This window comes from Thermovirga lienii, assembly GCF_036847465.1.
GTDB lineage: Bacteria > Synergistota > Synergistia > Synergistales > Thermovirgaceae > Thermovirga > Thermovirga lienii.
The window spans coordinates 1-19,691 of the sequence record NZ_DAITZW010000032.1; the positions used below are offsets into that span (position 1 = coordinate 1).

Below are 19,691 nucleotides of genomic sequence, written 5' to 3' on the forward strand. Positions count from 1 at the left end.
AAATGGCAGAAGTCTCATAAAACACCTGATGAAGAACAATGCTATCCACTAAACAATATATACAGAAAAAAGGCCCTATAAAGGATATCCCGCCAGAGGCAAAAAAATTATTGGAACTCCGCAGGAGAAAACCATCAAAAAATAAAAAGAATAAGATATAAAAACTACAGCACTACAAAGCAGGAAGAACAGGCTTTTACACCTGTTCTTCTTGCTTTGTATGGATATAAGGAGGCGGGCGGGAGAACGCAGGAAAGCAAAATCACCAGTTTGGTATTCCACTTCCAGACTTTATATCTTTACCTACAGGCCAATGTTCCCATAGTGTTTTATGCAGGTTTAAATCAGGCAGTGAAATAATTTTTTGACGGAACAAATCTTTCAAGCTCCATTCGTTCTGCAGCCACTCAACTGCTTTTTCTCCATGTACAGGAACAGAGACTACGTCAACCTGAGAGGCAGTAGAGTATCTCTGTTTATTTTTATAGGTTGTTTTGATAGAGGCAAGCCCATCATTGATTGTCTTCGCCCCTTGTTGAAAATCTGCAATATATTCCATGCTGTCATTCCCCAGCAGAGGAGATATGTTCGAATTCGCTATCTCTTTTATCTTCCCTGCGTCTGCTGTAATAGTAGGACGAGCAGTCATAAAATCGTCTCCCCAAGAAGAATAGACCTGTGGTGCATAGCTCCTCTGCAGAGCAGACTCCCAACTTATAGGAGCCGAAAACTCTTCAAAGACCGAGGCGAAAACAGGGTGGAATTTCAGAGACATGTAGGGAAACATCTGCTTCCAAAATTCCCTATCCATGTCATAAACAGCTTTCCATACGCTATCTTCATTCTTGAGCATAGGGGAATAAGGTTCTGTCCAATTGTATTTGTTCTTATTCTTGAGATCGATGAGGATAGAATACATTTTTTCAGGATTGCCTCCAGCAAGAGTAGCCCATGCATCTCCATCGTTCTTTGAACGGACTATCCATTTGCTTTTGCCCTCTTCATACAGTTTTAGCTGAGCTCTCTGCCACAGCCACCTTCCCAAGTAGTTTGAATCGCAGTTGACAAAGACAAAATCATCACAGAAGTTATATTGATTGTAGGGTTCCCTAGCAGACCAAAAACCCACGTGTCTGGGAACCAGATAGTCTGTGGCGTCCAACCCCCAAGGAGCATCAACTGTAATATCTAAAGGGCCTCCTCTATACTCATCTTCACTTTCCATATCTTTTTCAGGCACATAACTGGCAAAAGTCCTGCCAATGCTAAATTGTTTATCTTTGTCAGTCTCATTCTGTCTAATGTACGCTTTCGCCCATACTTCATCTGCAATTTTCTCTGCCTGAGCTTCCCACAAATCGCTGATTTCATCTGCCCTCAAAAAGGTTTTGTATTTGTACAGCCACCCTAAACCTTTATAGTGTGATGTCAAATCCTTGTAGATGTAATCATCAAGAACGTCTTTGATGTAAAACGCCTTTATATCTGTCCAGCTTATGTTCATAATAGGAGAAGCAGACGGAGGAACATGGTACTGTTTATCCTGCTCCTCAATAAACTGTTTCATAGTGTTTAAACTGGCAAGATCCTCTGCGGACGGATTTCCAAAGTATTTCTGAGGGTTCCTGCGTATATCGTCTATATGTTTCAGTATGGCTTGAGAAAAAAGATCCCACCAGCCTACGCTTACATGGTGGTCTTTCGTCAGCGTAAAGACTCCAATCTCCTCCGTGTCGCTCAACCATTTGCTTCGGATTAACGTTCCTCTAGGGTTGGGCCCATCAAATTGAGGGAGGAGGATTTGCACAAAGTCTGCATCAGATATTTCCCGGATATACTTTTTCATCATGTCCCTGTCAAGAACAATCAAAGTTCGATCCTGATCGTCTACCGCCTCAGCTCCGAAAAGGGGAGAGGTGACCACAGTTTCACCCAATACTGTCATAGGAGTTTCGTAATAGAACGTATAGTGGTCGTAAATAACAGTATTTCCCTGATGGTGTACATCGGTTCTCTGTGCTCTGGCGGCAAAATCCGTCAGGATAAAAAGGTCGCCTCTGGTAATGTCGCTGTAGCTGGAATAAAAAGCACTCTTCTGAGTGAAGTTGACTATCTTGCCTGCTGCAAAGTCTTTTCTCTGATGTTCTTTATTGCCGACATCTATTCCCAACTGCTGGTGCGTGTAGTTGGACAAAATACGGTACACGCCAAAGCAGTTGACCGCTTCAGGTTGGTACGGAATAAAGTAGTGGTGGTAGCGGTGAATAATTCTCTCTTCGCCACCGTCGCCCGGTTCTGCAAAACAAATTGAGGGAATGAATATTCCGCACAAAAGAGAGACAAGAATCATAAGACACTTCAGGTTTCTCACCTACTCCCACCTCCACGCAACATATAAACATCTTCAGAATTTCCAAGACACAGATCGTCTGTATTTACCTTGAACCTGTCTTTATGATCTTCAAACAGCTCTCTGACTACTGGCCCGTTAGCCCATGCCTCTATCGCTTCATCAAACAGAGGAGAGTGATCCCAAACAAGAGACCACGCCTGACAGTAATAAATCAGCTTCTGCAGCTTCCAAACCGTCATTCCCTCTGTTTGTTCTAAAATGTATTTGGCTACGGCAAAGACGTTGGGCATGGGCTTCCTCACTCACTCTCCCAAAACTAAAAGGGAATGTCAGGAGAATCTAAGTCGTCCTCTTCAAACCCGTCCTCGCTGTATTCATTCATCTCTTCGGGGTCTCTCTGTTGAGTAAACCTTCTCGACTTACTTGATTTTGATTTTGCCCGTGACTCTTCCAGCACGCTAGTTATCCATTCAGAACAGCGGGCTTTGCTGAGGTACGCCTCTTCTGGAGGTTCTATCCCTCTCTCTTCGGCAAGACGTTCCATAAAAGCAGTCTGTTTTTCTGTCGGAGGAATGCTCTGCATCTGCGAGTCAATCCACTTACTTAAATCTTTTCGGCTCTGAAGGGCCTCTTCAGGGATCTCAACTCCGTACTTCTCTGCCAAAGAGTGAGCAAACTTCAACTGTTTTTCAGTTGGAGCCTGGTTATCTCTCTGAAACTGTCCCCCTCTCTGCTCCTGCTTCTGTGCAGGTCTCTGCCCATAGCCTCTAGACTGAGCCTCTCCTCTCTGAGAATATTTTCCGCCATAACTCTTTTCCTGCGAACCATAGTTCTGCCTATAACCTTGCCTCTGATACCCTTCTTTCTTGTCCTTGTACTTGCTTGCCTGCATGTTTGAATACATACTAGCACCCCCCATATATTTGAAAACTGGCTTTTGAAATACGCCTATAAACAAACATATAAGTTTTTTAGCAAAAACACACAAAAAAACTTTTTCAAAAAAACGTCTCAGAAGTTTTAACTCTTGAAAACCAACCTGTTTCCCAAACCCCAAACCAAAAAACTACTCCAAAAACTCAAAAGCATACTGAAAGTGTGTTTTTTTAAAAAAGGGTAATCCTAAAAAAGTGATCTTTTTTCCAACCCCCTTATATATTTAAAGTTACATATACAGCTATAGTGTCTATCTTAAGTATATAAGTCTATACAAGGATATAATATATATATAAATATAAATATTAAGAGATAAAACCTTTTCCTTGTTGAAATGTTTATATATACAGTATAAAGCTATATATATATTATAAACTACAAACAAAGTATATAAGTTATATATAGATTTTTTATATATGTTTTATTTTATATAAGGGGTCTGGAAAAACCTCAAAGTTTTAGAGGCATACAAAAAGTATAACACTATATATAGAGTGTTGTTTTGTAAGTGGGGGTGTAGACTGTGTTTGCGTGGGATTGGGGAGGACGAGGAACGATAAAACTGGCGATGCCCAAACACTATGTGTATGCTCATGAGTTGGCTGCTAGGTGGTGGACGTTGAAGGGAGAGCGGTACGAAACAGAGTGCAGTCCTCCTGTTGAGGGACGTTTCATGGTGGAAACAATGGCAGCTCTTCACCCGCAGCACAGGGAAGAGTGGAGGAATGTGTACGTCATGCTCCAGCAGTTTTCAGGCATTGTAGTGGAGAAAGAGGGGCGAAACACCTATGTCAAAACTCCCTATGATCCCTACTACGTGGATATGCTTCGAAATTTAGGAGGCAAGTGGGATAGAGAGCGTAAGATGTGGAGGTTTTACAACTGCTCCTCTTCAGTTAGACTGGCTCTTTCTGTTATGGGAGGGTCTTCTCGTTCTAGGCTGTATGTTGATGACTCCTCCTTCCCTCATGATCTTCTTCCACATCAGATTGATGGAGCAGCGTTCTTTGTTGCCCGCTGGAATGCGGGCTATAGGGGCTCTCTTCTGGCTCATGACCAAGGGACAGGGAAGACCAGAGCATCTTTGGCATTCTGCAGAACTGTCCTAGAGCAAGAACAAGCAAAAAACATACTGTTTGTGAGCACGGCAAGCCATCAGCGTTCTATTTGTGGCGAATGGGTCGCAGTAGGTGGGTCGCCTGATGAATTTGCAGTGCTCAGCTCTCTGAAGGACCTCTCTGAGTTGGAACAGTATACTCTTTGGGTGACTACTCCTGAGTACCTGTTTCATTCTAACAACAAGGCTCTTTTTGAGCGGGTAATTGCCTCAATGCCCAGCACTATTCTGGTCATAGATGAAGCGGGACGTTTTACGAATATGCGGAATGCTTCCTACAGGCACATGCTCTGCCTTTCTCTTCCCGCAGTTTTTGTATGTGCTCTATCAGGCACCCCTTTAATCAACAGCATTCTGGATATGGAGGGGTTGATTCAGCTCATAGACCCCTCTGTGTTTCCGTGGAGGGATTTTTACGCTGAACATGTTGTCGAAAAGCCTATGAAAATCTTCAGTCGGCCTAGATACAACAAACTTTTGGAACAGGGGGCGCCTCGTGAGGTCGCTCAAGCAAAGAGCGTCATCACGATCCCGAAGATAGAAACTATAAATCATGAAGCCTTTGCAGAGCGGGTGTCTGGGTTTTTTCATCGAGTGACAAAAGATGACGTTAAGGAATTGAACATACACATCACTCCGTTTGTTGTGCCGATAGAATTGACGGCAGATACTTTAGAGCACCGTCTTTTGGTGAAGCTGGAAGACTTTATGCGGATCTGTCGCATGAAGATGAACGCAGCTCTTCTGGAAGAAAAGCTCTCTTCTGACGGCCAGATTACGATCCCGAAACGTGAACTGGACGTTCTAATTCGACAACAGCAGATATTTGATGACCCCTATCTTCTGTGGCTCTTTGCAGACATTGATGCAGCAAAGAAGGCTGATGACAGCAAGAAACAAGATGTCAACAAAAAAAAGCAGGACATTCCGGATTTGCTTTCTTTCCTGTTGGCTGGAGAAAGCCGCCCCAGCGAAATGTATTGGGGAGTAAAAATGAACGCTTTAGCGCAAGTTCTCAGGGAACACAGTGGAGAAAAGGTAGTGATTTTCACTCAATTCTCAACTATGGCACACCTTCTGACAGAGAGGTTGAAGAAGAGTTTTGGAGAACAGAGCGCTCTCTGCGTCACAGGAGCAACGCCTTCGGCTCCAAGAGAAAAAATCCTTGCTAAATTCAAAGAGAACGAAGAGGCAAAATTTCTAGTGGGAACAGATGCCATATCTCATGCCGTCAACCTTCAGTTTGTAGACTGTCTGATTCACTATGACCTGCCGTGGACATCTCACATGCTCAATCAGCGGACAGACAGGATATGCAGGCTGAATGCCAAAAACAGTCAAAAACATATTTATGTACTCTACTGTGAGACTCCTTTTACTTCTGTCAACGTTGAGAGGTTGAAGTGCAGCTACATCGTAAAGAAGGCGGAAATCGCAAGAAAAATATTGGGTGACAGTGCCTGTTCAACGGTTGTTGAAGAAATATACTTTCACGTTTAATCTTCAATTTTCGTGGTATGTCATGCATGCTGTTTATATATTTTTTTGCAGATGTTGTTTGGCTCTAATTGCTGCCGCTGTGTTTACAGCGTAAAGCCTTAAAAATCACAAATCAGGGTAGGGGGAGGAATAGTCGTGCCGGTAAGTGCTTTGAGGCAGTATAACTACACGCCTACACCTAAACAGACGGCTAAAAAATCAAAAAAACGCAAAAAGCATAAAGATGCCATGTCAAACGTGGAAGAATTTGCCATGTTTGTCTATACATTCAGCTTCCTAATAAAAGACGGATATCAGCCGAAAAGGGCGATTGAAATTCTTTATGCACAGGCGCAAGGGGCGTTAAAAGACAGCCTTGATGAGGTTGTAAGGCTAGTTGATCAAGGACAGCCCATAGCTCTTGCCTTCAGGCAGAGTGGTTTTTTCCCAGAGGATTTCTGTGCCATCGTAGAGGTTGGAGAGAGTTCGGGGTATTTGGGAGAAGCTTTGGAGGCCTATGGCGAGTACATCGAAAAAGTGGTGCACATGAGAAAGGGCTTAGAAAGCATGCTCAACTACCCGACGTTTGTTTTGGCGTTCGTTGTTGTTTCAGCGGTCATGCTTCTCATGTTTGTGGTCCCTCAACTGATGAATTCTTTTAAGGCTATTGACGTTGATCCTTCTCAGATACCCTTTATTTCAAAATGCCTTTTCGCGGCCAGCGGGTTCTTTCAGAGGATTGGACGTATCCCCAGCATAATTTTTGCGGTCGTATTGGGCTGGTATCTTGTGAAAGGAGGTGGGAAGGCAAAAATAGCCAAAAGTTTTGATTTGATCCCAGCCATGCGGAAGGTCAAAACCAAGTTGGCATGGGCACAATGGTTGGTCTTGGGAGCCATCTGTCTTCAGTCGGGTATGACATTGAGCGACATGCTCCAGACACTTAAAAGCTCTGCTCCAAAAGCGCTTGAAAAACACTATGACGCACTGATGGCAAACGTTTCGGCAGGACAGACGTTGGCAAGTGAACTATCCAAGGTCAAGGACGTGCCCCCTATTATTCCACAGGTTTTGGGTGTAGCAGAAAAAAGCGGGAGAGTACAGGAGGCGATGAGTTCTATAGGGAGGCAGTATTTATACACGCTGAATTACGACGTAAAGAATTTATCGGGGGTTTTAGAGCCTTTGGTGATAGGCATTGTTACTCTGTTTGGAGGAGGTTTCGCAGGAAGCCTCTTTTACACAACCATATCTATCACGTCTAACGTGCACTGAACACAATTGAACTGGAAGGGGGATAAGTATGTTGAAGTTGGCAGACAAATTTTTTGAAAAAATAGCGGTTTTGGCAAATCCAAGAAAGGCAAGGCGTCGTAAGGGTATGAGTACCGTAGAAATGCTCACGATCATCGCGCTTATGGCTATTTTGGGAGGCACTGCTGTGGCGGTGGTCGGTAAAAACATTCCGAAGGCAAAGTACACTAGGGCAAACTCTGAGCTGGCAAACATTCAGAATGCCTTTGTACGGGCTGCAAGTGTACAGGGGGACTTTAACGGCGTTCCTACTGGGGACAATAATCTGACTGGTTCTCTGAGCCTTGGTTCTTTAGGGCCTGTTGTCCAGTCGTTCCTTGATAAGCCTTTTGATGACTTGAAAGACCCGTGGGGAAATCCGTACAAGCTCAGGTCTACTTATTCGTCAGACGGCAGAGGTGTAATCATTGTATACGCTGCCCCCGATGGCGATGGAACCAACTTTACTGCCGGTAGCGTTACAGTATCTGCCAAGAAAAATCCTTTTGACGGGGATGCTCCGATGGCGAAGGTCATCTACAACGTGTCTTACTAGTTGGAGAATGGAAGGGGCGGGGAGGAGGCCTTCCCGCCCATCATCTACAGGAGGTGTAGACGCTTGGGGTTTTTGAATTTGCCGAACCTAACTGCAAAACTACAGGGGCTTTTTTCTCGTGAACATGACAGCGGCAAGAGAGGAGAAAGCAAAATAGATGGTGTAGTTGCCTCAATCATAGAGGATATATACATGAATCAAATTCCACATATGACGCCTGATGTCGTTTGGGACACCTGCCGGCTGGAAATAGACGGGGAACCTTTTTACATTATGTGGACGAAAGATGAGGGTTTTGTTCGGGTTCCTGCATCAAAAATTGACTTTGTACTTGAAAGGTTCTCCTTTTTAGGAATTTGTTTTTCTCCTGACACCTGCTTCTCTCGATGTTTCATGATACCGCAGGGGCAGGACGCCGTGTCGTACATCGAGGAGCATGCTCCGTATAAGAGGGGGGAATACGAATATTCTATAGCAGAGGTTGAATATGAAGGGCGAACTTATGCGGTTTCATCTATGCTCCCTGACATCGTGCGGGTTCAATATGAGAAGACGTTGAACAGATTTTTTATTTCAGGTGGAGTGGTTGTGCAGGCTACAGATAGGATTTTCCCTATCGCCAGCATGGCAGGGAAGGCTTTAGGCCTGTACGAAGGACAGAGCTGCATTGTAGCGGATTTTAGGCAGCATCGTATAGGTCTCTCTGCTGTATCGTTTATAGGAGGATATTACGTTCCTGTCTGTTTTGATGTAGTGAATATGACAAAAGACGAGCAGGGGAACAAGGAAGAGGTTTCGGCAAACGCTAGATTGCTTGCTCAGGAGGTCAGCAGACAGTATAAACTGGCAACACCTGAACGGTGTGTAGTTATCTGTCCGGACAATGAACATGCCATCAAGGAGTTTTCAGACAAGATGTTGGCATGTATTGAGGGCCTTAGGTCTGTTTTTCAAGAGAACGTAGTGTATATGAGGGACGATGCAGCTCCAATCAGGGGGCTGCTGATGGAGGTCGGTGTCAATGAGCAGTAAAACACAGGGCAAAATGGCAAAGGTGAACATTATTCCCTTGCCGTGGGCATCAGTCGTCATCGAAAAAAGTTTGATTAAGACCATGAGAAAGAAAAATGTAAGCCTCCTGTGGGTTTTCGGCACAGTCTGCGTGGCTGTTGTAGTGTTGAGCGTCGGTGCCTGGGTTTGGGATACTCAAATAGAGAAGTCTTCAACAAGACTTTTGTCTGCTGTACATAATCAACAGCAGGAACAGTTGGCAGTAATACAAAACGTCCAGTCGTATCGTTCTCTGACTGAATTTCCAAATATTGTTCCCGTCTATGTCCAATGGTGGGGGCTGAATCAAATGTTTGACAAGCAAAATATCATATTGACCTCTGCCACTTTCAACGGGACAGACACTTCTGTGCTGCCGGCCACTATGGCCAACTCTATTGCCGTTGAAACAGGACAGGGGTTAGAGTCTCTTAATGTTGTTGGCGTCTGGACTGCAGATGGAAGGCTGGCCCCTGACGTTGGCGGAGTGCCGAGCAACACATGGCTTTTAGAGTGTTCAAGATTTTTGAAGGATATCTTTGCTCCAATAGGAGTGAACGTCTACGTTGATTTTTTAGGGCAGAACAGCAGCGTCAACGATTTTACGCTGGCGATCCTTCTCTGGCAGTAAGGGGGGCTGGATATGGAGGACTTTATCAGTACAGTTGTCGGACGAGGGAAAAGAGAGATATGCATAGGCGTCGCTATCGGCGTCGTATTGGCAATGCTGGCATGTGTTTTTATAGGCTTTGGCGTTTGTCAGGCAAGAAGCATTATGGACGGGCGTAAACAAGTTCAGGAAATTCAGCAGCTTAAAAGACAGGTTGCCTCCACTCAACCTAAGATAAATGAAGCAATTGAGATAGGACGACACATAGAGTCTGTTTTCTACGACAGCAAGAGAGTCAAAGAAGACATAAGCAGGGAACTGGCAGCAAGTGGGCTTGTAGTACTTCAGATTAGCGTCTCTGAACCAACTGTTGACAGACGAAAAAAAACTTCGAACGCTATCACAAATGGGCAGGTACTCAAGGTAGATGTATCAGGTACCATGGCACTAGAAGACGTGGACGGATTTCTAAAATACATATCTGCACGTCCAAAGGTATGGCGGGTAAACAAGCTGAACATTGCTCCTAAGATATCCCCAACAAATCTGATTTCAACTCTGGATAAGTACTACAAACAGAGAGATTATGAACGCATGCAGCAGTTTCTTTCTCAGGTGCAGGATCTCAATCTGACCTCTATTCCCGTAGAAGTTAATCTGCAAATTACTGTGCTGTCAAAGGCAGGATAGGAGGGGTGAATAGTGGGGGAGATATTTCTTAATGATTTTTATAAGACGCTCAGAAAAATTCTTCTAGGAATATTTATATTTTTTATGTTTTTAGGCAGCCTGTTGGGCTATATATTTTATAAAGGATCTCCTGTAGAGCAAAAAATTAAGCAGGAGAAGGTCATAGCGGCACAAATTCAGTCGGCTTTAAGTCGGGGAGGTTACATTGAAATTTTGCAGAAACTGCAGAAAGCAGGACAGACGGAAGATATAGACAACACTTTGGCTCTGTTAAAGAAAGAAGGACATGTAGATGTTTCTCTTGCCAAAACTTTTGGGGTGAATGCGTTCAATAAACTAATCGCCAACGCCAAGGGTAATGGTGATGCATCTGCTTTCAACAGTGAAGACAGCGGAAGTGGGGCTTTCCCTGACATAAAACTTGGCGGTTTTATATACGGCAAAGGTAAAGCAACTACGGTTTTTACGGTAGCAGGGAAACCTCAGGTGTGGAAATGGGAAAAACGTGACGGGGAGTGGATTTGCATAAATCCTGTGGCAGGGTACGGCGTCAAGGATATAACCATAGGGGCAGATGTTGTGGAATTTGTACTGTTTCCTCTGACACAGAGCAGTGTAAGCCGCACATATTCTTTTGGCGATGGTGTAGCAGAACAGTTGGCTCAATATAGGCAGGGTAATCATGAAGTATTAGAACAGATACAGAATGAAGTAAAGATACAAGGAGGAGGGGCAGGAAGTGTACAGCAGACGACTAGTTAAAACGATTATTACTGTTGTATGTGTTGTGTTTTTAACGACAAGTATTGCGACAGCAGGACAGGACAAAGTCAAGATGTCTTTTACCGATGCTCCTGTTGGGCTGGTGCTTCAGGCGTTGGGGAAGTTAACTGGAAGCAGCTTCACTATTTCGTCTCAAGCAGCCAACAAGTTGGTGTCTATCGAGATGGATGACGTTCCTTTCGATGTGGCTTTAGAGATGATAGCCCAAGCTGGAGGAGTTGTAATCAATAAGGTGGGAGCCAATAGATATGTTGTCTACGGCAAAGAAGAGACAGGCGATAGTGCAAAGTCGGAGAAGCAGAGAGAAATTGAGGCAACAGAAGAATTTCTTTCTCAATCTGTCATGGAAGTTGTTCCAGTCAAATATGTGAGCGTAGAGGACGTAGAGAGTGCTGTAAATTCCACTATAGGGAATGGAAGCGACAGCGTAGTTAAAGTAACCAAACTGGAAAATGGGACAGACAGGTCTTTTCGTTCTGTAGTTGTCTACGCAGCGAGCCAGAGGGTTTTAGATATGGTCAAAAAAGTCATTAAGCAGATAGATGTGCCTAAACCTATGGTGGAGATAGAAATTTTATTTGCAGAAGTATCTTTGAACGACAACAAGAACGCAGGTTTAACTTGGAACCCTATGACTAGTCCTATAACGTTTACGGAAAATAATGATGGCCTTGGGGTATTTACTCTGGGAAGTTTTACGAGAAGCGCCATATCTATGGAGGCGGCTCTGACGGCTACATTTGGAAGAAATAAAGCTAAGGTTCTTGCGTGTCCTAAGCTGAGGACCATGTCCGGATATAAAGCTGTCTTCAAGAGTGAGACAGAGCAGCCTATTCCAAAGAAAGACGACGATGGGAACTGGAGTGTGACATGGAAGGACGTCGGCATTTCTCTTGAGGTTCTGCCTGTTGTTATGGCAGATGGTTCTATCCAGATGTCTGTACGCCCAAAGGCCTCGAACATAACCAGTTTTGTGACTCAAGGAAATATTACCGCCCCAGTAATTTCCAAAAGAGAAACAGAGACACAGGTCTTTCTAGAGCCCGGGGAGATTATGGTGATCAGCGGCCTTATAAATGATTCTGAAATTAAGAACATGTCTAAAGTGCCTATTCTTGGCGACATTCCGCTGTTGGGTGAGCTGTTTAAAAATCACGAAAACAAGAAAGAGCGGAGCAATGTCATAGTAATGCTTCGGCCTAAGCTGGTTGACGCTCCAAGTATGAAAGCAAGAGACGTAGATAAGAAGATAGAGGAGTGGAAGAAGTCTCTACAGAGGACCTCTGTATCGGAAGAAGCAAAAGAGAAGAAAGATGTGGATGTAGACGCAATATTGGAAAAGTGGAAAAAGGAAGTAAGGCCTGTCTCACAGGAGAAGCCTGTAGAACCACAAAAACAGGTGCAGTCTAATAAGCCGAACCTTCAACAGGAAAAACCGAAAAAGGAGCCTGTAGAGGTTGAACAGGCCGGCAAGCCTAAGGGTAATTCAGAGACAGAAAAAATGAAGCTGGAGAAGAAATTTCAGGAGCTGGTAAATCAGTATAAAGACAAGCCCGTCAATTATGAGCCAGCTAGCAAGGATACACAGGTTGTTTCTGACTCCAACGAAGACAAACAGCCTGCACAGACACCGTCTGAAGACAGCACGAATGAAAATACATCGAAAGAGGGCAACAACCAGAAGGAACAAAAGAAACCAGAACAGTCTGCTTCCGACACTGATGAACAGAGCAGCTCAGACACACAGAAGGGAGGTTCTTCTTCAGAGGGCTGGGTACCTCCCTTGGAGTAAGAAAGCAAACACACCTCCTCCTTTCCCTATATATTCCCTTTCTTTGCCCCGTCTTACAGACGGGGTTTTTTATAAACATGAGTAAAAAAGCAAAAAATAATTATCTTTTTTATAAAGCATGTTGTTGAGGGAGGAGAAGAATATGGCTCAAAAACTCAGTTCACAGGTAAAAGAAAAAATTAAACAGAGGGTTAAAGACCACAAGACAAAACTTACAGAAACTCTATTACAGAGGCTTTTTAACCATGAAGAGCGAACAAAGTGGTCGCCAGAATGGAATGCAGAGTATATGCAACAGTTTAGAATTCCGTGGAATCCGGTTACTAAATGGCGTTATTCGGGAGGAAACATGGCTTTCCTGTGGTTGTCCATGCTGATAAACGGTTGGGGGGACAGCCGGTTTATAACTTTCAATCAGATGATTGGAAAAAAGATCCTTTCAGACGACAAGCAACCGCTGCGGATAAAAGATTCCGAGCGGAAGAAAGGTATGCTTATGTTTCAACCTATCCCAATTAAAAAGGGGCACAAAAAGAAAACTGAGGTGGAGGTTAACAAAGAACAGTATATAAACGGACAAAGCGAACAGACAGAGGAAGAAAAGGAAGCTGTCTCTCAGGACACATTTATTGTCTTTAGACCGTTCACCGTTTACAATGCGGAACAGTTTGAGAATTTCCCTTCGTTTGACATCAAACAGGACTTCAGAGTGTCTTGGAACGACTGGTCAGTCATCGAGGATTTTGTGAGATCTTCTAAAATAAAAGTAGAACAAACTCCCAGCGTTCCTTCTTACAGCCCTATAACTGACAAAATACATATCCCTCCTAAAAAAAGTTTTAAAACCGCTGAGGGATACTATGTAACCCTGCTGCATGAGTGGTTTCACGCCACTGGCCATGAATCCAGAACAAACCGTTTAAAAAGATACACGGAAAAAGACTTTTCATCTAAAGTCGAGTATGAAAAGGCCATCAAAAGGGATTACGCCATAGAGGAGCTGCGAAGTGAAATGTTCAGTATGTTAGTAAGCGATTTCTTAGGCTTTAACCGTTTCACAAGAAGTACGGAAACAGTAGAAAACATCATAAACAGTAATATACGTTATATACAGTCATGGCTTGCAAAACTGGACGAGAAAGAAAAGGTCTCGATTGTGATAAAGTGTTTCGAAAATGCCAGCGAGATGTTAGACGTATTTACAAGTTATTTGATTGGTCAGCAGCCAACCCGTGCTCCGTGGTTCCCTCCAAAATCTGAATGGATACGTGACGAAGCAAAAATCTCTGTCCAGATCCCTGATATGCTGCAGGAAGAGCAACAACAAGAACAAGAACAAGAACAGGAAGAATATGTTAAGGAAGAAGTTGTAGGGATAAGAGAGTAAAAATAAAAAGAGAAAAGAAGACAGAAGGGGGAGAAATCCCCCTTCTTTATACTCCTGTGCTTCCAAATCCGCCGGTGCCTCTGCTGGTCACTAGCTCTTTGCCTTTAAATTCTTCCTGAGAAAGGCTTAAAATTTTTATGGAAACAAAAGGCAGTACTACAAGTTGAGCAATACGGTCCCCTTCTTTGATATGTATCTCTTCATCCCCCAGATTGATGAGAGGGACTTTAATTTCTCCTCTGTAGCTGGCATCTACAACTCCGGGAGCGTTTAACACCGTCAGTCCGTGTTTGACCGCAAGGCCGCTCCTTGGACAAACAAAGCCAACAGTTCCTTCTTCTAGAGCAAGCCTCAAACCTGTCCCTACAAGAGCCCGTTCTCCTTTTTTAAGCGTCAGCGAACATGTTGCCTTTAAATCCAACCCGGCGTCGCCTTCGTGAGCGCAGCTTGGCATGAATCTTTCGTCTACAGCAGTTCCCTTAACAGTTACTTGTTTCACAGATACCGACCTCCTTTTATATGTGGCTGTTGCCAAGAAGAAATATAGGAGAAAAGATTATCGGGAAACAAGATTTTTGATGTAAATCCATAGTTTAACATCATTCATGACATTATATTTTATGCAGGAGATTAACAATTTTAGGTCTAATAAACCTAAGCGGAGGGCTTGTAGATGGAAGCAATCAAGTGGAAACAGCGAATTGCATCAATGCCGAAAATAGGGGATCTGCTTTTGCGAAGCGGTGCTATTACTAAACAACAGTTAGCAGAAGCCTTAGAAAAACAAAAAACCGAAGATGGGCGTCTTGGGGATATTCTCCAGAAAATGGGGTATATAACAGAGGCAGACATTTTGACTGCCTTTGGTTCATGGCTCCAAGTTCCTACGATATACCCCTTTGATATGAAGTTTTTTGATGTACACCCTATAGACGCCAATTTTTTCAATTATTTCCCAACGGAGGTGTTAGATCGTCTTTGTGTTATTCCTTTCCGTCTGGACGTTGAAATGGCGGGAGAAATCCAGCGTTGGGTATTTCATGTGGTTATGAGTGATATATGGCAGTACAAGGACGTAGAGGTCCTCTGTCAAAATTATATCAAGGTAGCTAGAGCAAAAGAAAATATATCTGGTGCAGCAGGAATGGACGGCACTATTAGGGGCATCGCCGTAGAGACAGTGGTCTATTTGGCTCCTCGAAACGATATTGTGAAAGTCCTCAATGAGCTGGCGGGCAAGGTTCAGGGGGAAAAGGTTCTTGAGGATACCACCTCTCTTTCCGATGAACAGGCATCTTTGAGGCAGGTCAGAGAAATTCTAACGGCAGCGATACAGCAGAGGGCATCAGATATTCATATTTCACCTCTCTATATCACCGGGGGATTATGGGTTCGATTTCGTGTTGATGGAGTGCTGAAGGACGTTATTAGAAACGGAAGGATAACGCCTGACGAGTACAATGTTTTGACCAACAAGATAATGCACATGGCAAACATGGATCCTACGAGAAAGAGAGAGCCTCAGGACGGAACCATGCAGTTTATCTACAGAGGGAAGAGCTACGATATCCGTGTGGCTTCTATCTTGACCAGCATGACTACGTCCACTTTGGAGGGAGTAAAGGTCCAGCTTCGTGTCCTGTACCCTGAAAGTTATATCTCTATCAACGATCTTGGATTGGCTCCAAAGGAGCTTGCTGCCCTTAAGGAGATTTATCTGAAGCCTTCGGGAGTATTCTTGGTGACAGGGCCAACGGGCAGTGGTAAAACCACAACCCTTTATTCCATTCTAAAGGAGTTAGATCTGGAAACACAATGTTGTTATACCGTAGAAGATCCTGTTGAGTACGTGCTTGAAGGGGCTTATCAAATTCCTGTTGCTCCCAAAGAGGGGCGTTCCTTTGCGGCGATCATGAAAGAACTACTTCGTTTGGACCCTGACATAGTTTTTCTGGGTGAGATGCGTGATCCTGAGTCCGCTAACATTGCCATGCAGTTGGCAAACACGGGACACAGCGTTTTCAGTACCATTCACACAAATACTGCGTACACCGTACCTCAGAGATTGCTTTCCATGGGGATCCCTGAGTATCTGATGGAAAACTTAAATGGAGTTATGTCTCAGAGGTTGGTGCGTGTCAACTGTCCTCATTGTACAAAACCGTACAAGCCCAACAAACATGTTTTAGAGCGGTTAGGTTTACCTGTTGATGTAACGTACTATCGTGGGACGGGCAAGAACAAGGATGGTAAGGTTTGTCCGCATTGTAATGGCACTGGCTATTTAGGCAGGACAGGTATATATGAGCTCTTGCCTCTCTGTATGTTGGAGGGGTGGCAGAATTACATCAAAGATCCCTTCAAACTTCGTCAGATGGCAATTAAGGCGGGATTCCCAGACATTATGGGGGACGCCCGGAGGAAGGCAGAGCAGGGGTTGATATCTCCCGATGCTCTTATAGGAATTCTTGCCAGATCGGAGTTGATGTTGGCTTATGAATAAGAAAAGAAGGAAGGGGAATGCGTTAATTGTTTACATTGTGCTGATGGCGACCATGGCGATTGCGGCAGCAGAAACAAAAAACATAGGAGAATACATCAACAAACAGCGTATGGAGAGAGCAGATAAATTTATTTCTGAGGTCGGTATGTACGTTGAGCAGTTGTATTTTAAAGGTCTCAGCATTGTTGGCAGCGGATCTTCTACAACGGCGGTCTATGACCTCTTAGATGGGGCTGGTTTTCCGGGGATATGTACTCCTCAATCGGAATTAGTTCGCATTGCCAATGTAACATCGCTAAATCTGGTTTCTAAACACAGCGATCATGCTTATTTAGATATGACTGTTACATCGAAGAAAGTTTTATTTCCTTCAGTTATGCGGGGTGCCGTCAATAGGTTGAATCGGCCTGACGGGACGGTTTCTGTCGTATGGAATAAGTCTAGTCCTGATTCTATTCAGGTAAGAATTCACTTCAGACGGGGGAGGTAGTTGTATGAGGAATTTCGTGTTGGTTGTGGGTGGAATTTTATTTTTGTTGCTTTTTTCTTTAGGTGCTTTTGGCTGGGTAAACGGTGTTGACGTGCAAAACAAAGACAGTGAAGTTTATTGGAAAGCGAATGTCGAAGCAAAGGATATAGACGGTGTATATGATGTATCTCTGCTTTGGACAAAAAATGGCCTGCCTTATGGGGCAAACAATGAATACAGAATGGCGGGTTCTGCTGCTCCTATTGAAGTCCATGTTTTAAATGGCAATGTTGCGGTTTTAGGCCCTAAAGGGAGGTCTATTTCGGCAGTTTCAAAGAGGGTAGATATTCCTGTCATGTCGCCAGAAACAAAGGGGAAAACATTGTACGTCTGCGGATTTGTCAAATACACAGATGAAACCACCCTGCCTTTTATTGTGGTGTGGGACAGAAACACACAAATTTCTGAGCTGTATATTGGAGAGCAGGCGTATAAGTCTTTCATGGAACAGGTGGGGGAGCTTAAGGAGGCGTCGTAAGAGTGAAGAAAAGAGGGGGTTTCTCTGTTGTTGAACTCCTTGTGGCGGTAACAGTCATAAGCATTTTGGCGGTAGGCGTCCGTCAGACTGCTACCGCTTATTTTGCAAAAATGGAACAAAACAAAATATCTGAGTTCAAGGCAGATGCAGTCTCAATATCTCAAGGGGTCTTTTATTACGCCTTTTTTGAGGGGGAGCCTCCTTCTTCTTATAGGGATTTGATGGAACAGGGGTACTTGGTAGGAGATGGGTTATCTCCGTGGGGTACTCCTTATGAATTAGTAGAGAGTTCAGGCACTTGGAAAGTCGTTGCAGCAGACGATAAGGGGAAAAGACATGTTTATGCGGCACAGGCGGAAAGGTAGTGCTTTCGCTCTAATTGTTTTGATGATGGGGTTGAGTGTAGGGGCGGTAATGTGGGCTTCTTCACGCAACTTGACTGGGAAAATGGGCAGCAGTAATCAGGCTTTTGACTGGTTTGGAGTGGTTTCTGCCGCTGCTTATCAATCTGGGGAAGGCGTAGCTGCAGAAGATCTGGCGTCAGCGGTTATGCTGCGTGAAGCTATACCTATAGGCAGCCCTCCCATATTGGAACAGCAGAAGAGGGGCATATGGAGGGCAACAAAAAAAGCGTCTGTTTGTCTGGCGAATTATATTGCTGCTTCAGATGGAGTCATAGGGAAGAGCTACGGGCATTTCTTCAGAGGATTTTCGTATGACAAATACAATTTCTTAATTCCTACATATAGTGAGCAGCGGGTATTTGGTTATGGTACATCGGCCGTACTGGTTGTTCTTGGAGATGAAACAGAATTGAACAAGCTGTGGTCTCTTATTGAAATGCGGATGTTGTTTATGTAATTTCCTCGATGCTATTACAGATGTAAAAGGTTGGCTAAAAGAGGGGTGGTTATATGAAGAAATTTGTGCTTTTGGTTGCAAGCCTGATTCTTATTACAGTGGCTGTTGGTGGATTTATATATAGTAGAGGTTTTTACACTGGCAGAACTGCTGCAGAAGCCGAAAAAGAGCAGATGCCTGATGTTTTACTGGAACAGGTATATAAGGACATTGAAGAGGTGGATTTTACTATACGGAGTACGCTGGCCAATAAACCTTTTACTGTTGAAGGTTTGGGACAGAATGATTATGTGCCAAGTTTCAGTAGTCCTATTTATATTCCTCATGTAGTTTTTGACAAATATATATTAGCGGCTCCTAAGAGTGACGCCTGTCGCATAGATGTTGGTGGGAGGTTGTTTATATCTCCTCAGTATCCTGATGAGATAGAGGTAATTTCCTGTCGGCAGGTCGATGGGCAGAAGCAGGTTCCTGTATCTGTCCGATTGAAGTGGCAGTATATAACGGAGGCTGAGTTTTCAAAATGGGGATTTCTGCTTCAGATGTTTAGCGTAGAGGCTACTTCTGCTTTGGCTGATGGTCGGACAGAGATTTATTTTGGCAGTCCTTTTGGCGGTAAGGCTGTGGCAGTTGTACAGGACAAGACACTTATATCATTAGACATGCTTTTTATGCCGAATGTAGCAAACTATCAAGTTCTTAAGAGGGTTTACGCCAGTTTTGAACAGATAGCGGATTCCCTGACTTCACAGGAGAGAGAATCTTTCGGAGGGATAGGGTGGGGGCGCCGTTCGATACCTAGAGAGTACTGGACTCTGGAGGGATACCGGATAGGGGGATTGAAGGTTTATTCTTTGATGTATCTTGATGATTATCCTATTGTCAAGGGAGAGCTTGTCACGTGGGCAGATTTTCCGTTTTATTTGACTATATGGCTTCAAGGGAAGGATAAAGACATGGTAGAGAGCATAAAACGGGACGCTTCTGCTTCTGACAGGTTAAAGGCAGAGGTTGAAGAGGTTAAAGGTCTCTATAAAGTCGTAATTACGGACAAGCGAATAAAACAAATCATAGATGAGATAAAGCCTCTCAAGGAAAAGACAGAGCAGGGAGAGGGAAAGCCCACCAACTCTTAAAGATATAAAAACCTATAAATATCAGATAAACAGATATACGTATAAGCGGATATGCAGATATGCATATAAAAGAATATAGATATAAAAAATAAAAAAATACCCATAGTCCCGTATAAATTTCTCTGGATAATGGGATAG

19 protein-coding genes are annotated in these 19,691 nt (G+C 43.8%); 15 read left to right on the top strand and 4 right to left on the bottom strand.

What is annotated here, in order from left to right:
• Nucleotides 1–262: 262 nt before the first annotated feature.
• The 3 genes from V7Z69_RS07970 to V7Z69_RS07980 are packed head-to-tail and all read right to left on the bottom strand — an operon-like array spanning nt 263 to nt 3,257.
• Nucleotides 263–2,371 (bottom strand): hypothetical protein, encoded by a 2,109-nt coding sequence (locus tag V7Z69_RS07970; protein ID WP_334139501.1) that lies wholly within the window; start codon nt 2,369–2,371, stop codon nt 263–265.
• A complete protein-coding gene (locus V7Z69_RS07975; RefSeq protein WP_334139502.1) occupies nt 2,368–2,643 on the bottom strand; it encodes a Panacea domain-containing protein in 276 nt (91 codons plus the stop codon). Before V7Z69_RS07975 ends, V7Z69_RS07970 begins: the two co-directional genes overlap by 4 nt.
• 26 nt (nt 2,644–2,669) lie before the next feature.
• Entirely contained in the window at nt 2,670–3,257 is a 588-nt protein-coding gene (locus tag V7Z69_RS07980) for a hypothetical protein (protein ID WP_334139503.1), read from the bottom strand.
• 555 nt (nt 3,258–3,812) lie between these two features.
• Between V7Z69_RS07980 and V7Z69_RS07985 the strand changes: the two genes are divergently transcribed.
• The 9 genes from V7Z69_RS07985 (at nt 3,813) to V7Z69_RS08025 (ending at nt 14,046) form a co-directional block, all read left to right on the top strand.
• The gene (locus V7Z69_RS07985; RefSeq protein ID WP_334139504.1) at nt 3,813–5,906 is read left to right on the top strand and encodes a DEAD/DEAH box helicase; all 2,094 of its coding nucleotides are present in this window, start codon (nt 3,813–3,815) and stop codon (nt 5,904–5,906) included.
• Nucleotides 5,907–6,041: 135 nt separating this feature from the next.
• On the top strand, nt 6,042–7,160 hold the full coding sequence (locus tag V7Z69_RS07990; protein ID WP_334139505.1) for a type II secretion system F family protein: 1,119 nt from the start codon (nt 6,042–6,044) through the stop codon (nt 7,158–7,160).
• 28 nt (nt 7,161–7,188) lie between these two features.
• Nucleotides 7,189–7,734 (top strand): type II secretion system protein, encoded by a 546-nt coding sequence (locus V7Z69_RS07995; protein WP_334139506.1) that lies wholly within the window; start codon nt 7,189–7,191, stop codon nt 7,732–7,734.
• A gap of 63 nt (nt 7,735–7,797) precedes the next feature.
• On the top strand, nt 7,798–8,766 hold the full coding sequence (locus V7Z69_RS08000) for a hypothetical protein (protein WP_334139508.1): 969 nt from the start codon (nt 7,798–7,800) through the stop codon (nt 8,764–8,766).
• Nucleotides 8,756–9,415 carry a hypothetical protein gene (locus V7Z69_RS08005; RefSeq protein ID WP_334139509.1) on the top strand — a complete coding sequence of 220 codons (660 nt, stop codon included), beginning with the start codon at nt 8,756–8,758 and terminating at the stop codon, nt 9,413–9,415. The genes V7Z69_RS08000 and V7Z69_RS08005 overlap by 11 nt, the downstream gene beginning before the upstream one ends.
• Nucleotides 9,416–9,427: 12 nt before the next feature.
• Nucleotides 9,428–10,084: a hypothetical protein gene (locus V7Z69_RS08010; protein WP_334139510.1), complete on the top strand. Its 657-nt coding sequence runs from the start codon at nt 9,428–9,430 to the stop codon at nt 10,082–10,084.
• 102 nt (nt 10,085–10,186) lie between these two features.
• Entirely contained in the window at nt 10,187–10,846 is a 660-nt protein-coding gene (locus V7Z69_RS08015) for a hypothetical protein (protein WP_334139512.1), read from the top strand.
• Nucleotides 10,824–12,659 (top strand): type II secretion system protein GspD, encoded by a 1,836-nt coding sequence (locus V7Z69_RS08020; RefSeq protein WP_334139513.1) that lies wholly within the window; start codon nt 10,824–10,826, stop codon nt 12,657–12,659. The genes V7Z69_RS08015 and V7Z69_RS08020 overlap by 23 nt, the downstream gene beginning before the upstream one ends.
• A 142-nt stretch (nt 12,660–12,801) precedes the next feature.
• A complete protein-coding gene (locus V7Z69_RS08025; RefSeq protein WP_334139515.1) occupies nt 12,802–14,046 on the top strand; it encodes a zincin-like metallopeptidase domain-containing protein in 1,245 nt (414 codons plus the stop codon).
• Nucleotides 14,047–14,092: 46 nt separating this feature from the next.
• On the opposite strand, the gene dut is transcribed toward V7Z69_RS08025, so the two are convergent.
• Nucleotides 14,093–14,545: a dUTP diphosphatase gene (gene dut / locus V7Z69_RS08030; RefSeq protein WP_334139517.1), complete on the bottom strand. Its 453-nt coding sequence runs from the start codon at nt 14,543–14,545 to the stop codon at nt 14,093–14,095.
• A 174-nt stretch (nt 14,546–14,719) separates the two neighbouring features.
• Here dut and V7Z69_RS08035 point away from each other — a divergent pair, with 174 nt between their 5' ends.
• Genes V7Z69_RS08035 through V7Z69_RS08060 form a run of 6 tightly spaced genes read left to right on the top strand, consistent with a single transcriptional unit; the run spans nt 14,720 to nt 19,553 of the window.
• Nucleotides 14,720–16,549: a GspE/PulE family protein gene (locus tag V7Z69_RS08035; protein WP_334139519.1), complete on the top strand. Its 1,830-nt coding sequence runs from the start codon at nt 14,720–14,722 to the stop codon at nt 16,547–16,549.
• Complete coding sequence (locus V7Z69_RS08040; protein ID WP_334139521.1) at nt 16,542–17,039, top strand: hypothetical protein; 498 nt, start codon at nt 16,542–16,544, stop codon at nt 17,037–17,039. The genes V7Z69_RS08035 and V7Z69_RS08040 overlap by 8 nt, the downstream gene beginning before the upstream one ends.
• 4 nt (nt 17,040–17,043) lie before the next feature.
• Nucleotides 17,044–17,556, top strand: coding sequence for a hypothetical protein (locus V7Z69_RS08045; RefSeq protein WP_334139523.1), 513 nt, complete (start codon nt 17,044–17,046; stop codon nt 17,554–17,556).
• A 2-nt stretch (nt 17,557–17,558) separates the two neighbouring features.
• A complete protein-coding gene (locus V7Z69_RS08050) occupies nt 17,559–17,921 on the top strand; it encodes a type II secretion system protein (protein ID WP_334139524.1) in 363 nt (120 codons plus the stop codon).
• Nucleotides 17,899–18,417, top strand: coding sequence for a hypothetical protein (locus V7Z69_RS08055; RefSeq protein ID WP_334139526.1), 519 nt, complete (start codon nt 17,899–17,901; stop codon nt 18,415–18,417). The genes V7Z69_RS08050 and V7Z69_RS08055 overlap by 23 nt, the downstream gene beginning before the upstream one ends.
• A 53-nt stretch (nt 18,418–18,470) precedes the next feature.
• On the top strand, nt 18,471–19,553 hold the full coding sequence (locus tag V7Z69_RS08060) for a hypothetical protein (RefSeq protein WP_334139527.1): 1,083 nt from the start codon (nt 18,471–18,473) through the stop codon (nt 19,551–19,553).
• Nucleotides 19,554–19,691: the final 138 nt, after the last annotated feature.